The organism is Sphaerochaeta sp. S2, from assembly GCF_016406725.1.
Classification (GTDB): Bacteria; Spirochaetota; Spirochaetia; order Sphaerochaetales; family Sphaerochaetaceae; genus Sphaerochaeta.
The window spans coordinates 1-3,385 of the sequence record NZ_JAEKNT010000149.1 but is presented as its reverse complement, the minus strand read 5'-3'; the positions used below and the strand labels follow the sequence as shown (position 1 = coordinate 3,385).

Genomic DNA, 3,385 nt, shown 5'->3' with positions numbered 1-3,385 from the left:
GGCTCATACAGACTTGAGATCACACAAGCAAGAACAATGCATACAGATGCTGATTCTTCTCTTCTCACACTTTCAGGGGATGTCATTGTCTCATTTGTAGGAGAAGGGAAACCGGAGCCTAAACAACTTAGGGCACAGAATGTGCTCATTGACCTCTCCCATACCTTGCTTACCGCTTCAGGTTCTGTGTTGTTCGAGGATAGGGGTGTTGATGCTGCCTTGCAAGCGATAGAAGGAAGCATCGTAACCTTCGATTGGTCGGATGAGACACTGACCATCAGCGGGGCAACAACCAAGAGTGATCGTGAGAACAGTGAGGATGAGAATGTCAGTATCTATACCTCAGGAAGCCTTATCACATATCAAGGTTCTGATGGTGGAATTTATTACCAGGATGGACAGATCGGCACACGTGAGAAAGACCCACTCTCCTCCATTAGGGCAGATCGGTTAAGCTTCCTCTCAGGTGGGGATCTCATGGTCCATAATGCAGCCTTGTATCTTGGTCGTGTTCCCGTTTTTTGGACGCCTTTTTTCTTTTTCCCCGGCAACCAGATGGTGGGAAATCCTGCTCTCGGATTCACCAGTGACCGGGGAATGTTTGTTTCTACAACCTGGGAAGTATATGGATCATATCCAAATTTCGAAGAGAGTGAACAATCGAGTATAACAAAGCTGTTAAGTTCTCCTGATGAAGGACCCAAGTCCCCAGGGAAGGTTCTCTATACGAATACTGAAGAACTTTCTGCTGTTCAGTCCTGGGCAAAAGAAACAGATTCTTATCTCACATTCTTCTTTGATGCATATGAGAACGCGGGATTGCATGCAGGCTATGACAGCAAGACGACTTTCTTTTCAAAACGCCTTACATTTAACTCCCTCTCTGCATTTGCGTTATATCCCTTGGGAACAAGTCCAATTGCGCTCTATTCTGATGTAGGATACAACCGCTACTATCTTAACCAGGGAGTAAAGCTAAGCACCACATGGGCGAAGCTCGATATATCAATGCCCCTCTATTCAGATCCAAAAGTGTTACGTATGTATGGGAACCGTCTTACATCCTTCTCCTTTGATGCATTGCTGGGAAAGAATCAGGAATTTCCCACAACCTACCGATCAGACATCACCAGTTTTACTTGGAAGATGAAAGGGTCATTCTCGCTTCCAACCAGCACACTTTCGCCATATATTTCTTCATTGAATATCTCCAATCTCGAAGCTGATGCGCTCTTCAAATGGCAAGATGAAGGCCCTGCCTACTCCTATGTATTGCAACAGATGCATCTTCCTCTTTTTTCTCTAAATCTCAAAGGCACTTTGCTTGATTATTCCTCTAAAAAACCTAAAACATCGGAAAGCAAGGAATCAGTTGAAGAAAAGGAAAAAGATATCTTGTTGCCGGACGCATACAAAATAACTTTAGCAAAGGGTGGAGTTTCTTCAAAACAGTCTGAGAAGCTGATATCCCTGTCCTACTCCCTAGACCAGAGGATTACCCATACCCTTAATGCAACGCTTGGCGTGATTGATTGGGAAGAAGCATATCTTTACAGTCTTACAAAAGGTTCTGTTGCACTGAAAGCTTCGCCGAATACCAAGCTCTTCACGATCTCGAGTGAATTGCTTCCGCAGCTCACCTTCCTGGAAGACCAGAGCAAGAGCATCTATAAAAGCTACGCATATCAACTATTCAATGTAAACACGGTTGCTGTTCCCTCTATTGGCCTGACCTATACCTTGAGCCAACGGCTGTATCGTTATCAGGAGAACTACGAGAAACCACTTGGTAGCCCAGTAGAGAGTATCAAGCAGGAGTATGCGTTTGACGATGAGTCTGTGACAGTGCATCAGGTCCGCTACCAACAGTCTTTCCCACTTGGGGAAGCAACCATAACGCCTAGTGTTACTGCAAGTCTCTATCCAGTAAAGCAGAGCCTACTGCCGGGCCTGAAATATGTGATGGGCCCACTCTCACTCTCCTCATCACTGCTCTTTAGCGAATATGAGTCCTCTCTTCGCAAGGATACCTTGAAATCATCATTTGCCTATACCACGAAACCACTTACTGTTTCTCTATCTGGGTCATACGATTTTACGAGGGCCACTACTTCCTGGGAAGAGGCCATGCATCTTGAGGGAACAATCAAGGAAGCGTTCTTTTCATCCTTTCTCACTATGTCACAAAGGTTTTTATTCTCGTTCCTCACCAGTGATGGAAAACCAAACTATTTTGATCATATTACCTATGATGTAGCGATTCCCCATCTCAAGGTAACATATGCATTAAAAGGGGAGGCGTCAGACTTGCAAGCTGAGAAACTGCAGATCGATATTGCAGGAAAGGATATACAGCTTAGGTGGTGGAAGAGACGTATTGCCCTGACATTGGGTATAGACTCTTCCCTGAAGTTCTTTTATCAGGACCGATACGCAAGTTCCTTCTCAATAATGGCATCAGCACGACTCCAGATTGCTGAGTTTTTGGATATAACGCTTGCTGCAAAAAGCACAAATACCGGGTTCTTCCACTATTACGATGTTGATGATACATTCTCTTACTCCCTGCTTTGGCAGGATCTGCTGAGAAGCTTTGACTTCAGTGGAGATGGAAGATACAATACGCAATTCAACCTCAGTGAGCTCTCCATTATGATGGTCCATGACCTTGAAGATTGGTCACTGAATTGTAAATACAGCGGAAGTGTTGTATTATCGAACAACCAATACAGCTGGGTTCCAACGGTTTCAGTCTACCTTACCTGGAACACGATTCCCGAGCTGGATGTGGAAGAGACATGGACGCAGGACAACAGTGTTTGGATGCGTTCATCCTCTTCATAGGATTATGCATGGATAGAAGTGTGGAATTTTCTAATGAAGAACAGATGGAACGGGTGCTGGGTATCAATGATCGGAATCTTCCCTATTTAGAGGCGTTGCTTGGATGTGATTTGTTCGTAAAAGGCAATTCGCTTTCTTGTCTGAGCAAAGATGAACAAGTCACCAACCGATTTCTCTCCTTGATGGCACGTTTGCAAAAACTTGCAGAGAATCAGCACTATTTCAGTGAAACAGAAATTTTCATGGAATATCAGGGCATGAAAAGCGACCAACCAATCCAGGAACTACTCTCCAGTGACCAATGGGAAAAACCCTATATCATGGTTCATAATCGTTTTGCCTATCCCAAGAGTCGAATGCAGGAGCAATACATCAAAAGCATGATGGAGAACCAGATTGTTTTTGGAATCGGTCCTGCAGGTACTGGAAAAACTTTCTTGGCAGTAGCATATGCTCTTGGGCAGTTGTTGAGTGGGAAGAAACACAAGATCATCCTTACCCGACCTATTGTTGAAGCAGGGGAGAGCCTAGGCTTTTTGCC

General features: G+C 44.5%; 2 protein-coding genes. Both read left to right on the top strand.

All coding sequences use genetic code 11. The annotated features are described in order from the left end of the window. Positions 1-2,844, top strand: a 2,844-nt coding sequence (locus JF818_RS03930; protein ID WP_233065968.1) for a hypothetical protein, incomplete at its 5' end; no start/stop codon positions are given. An 8-nt stretch (positions 2,845-2,852) separates the two neighbouring features. Further along, positions 2,853-3,385 (top strand): PhoH family protein (locus JF818_RS03925; RefSeq protein ID WP_198890675.1); only part of this gene is annotated, 533 nt, incomplete at its 3' end.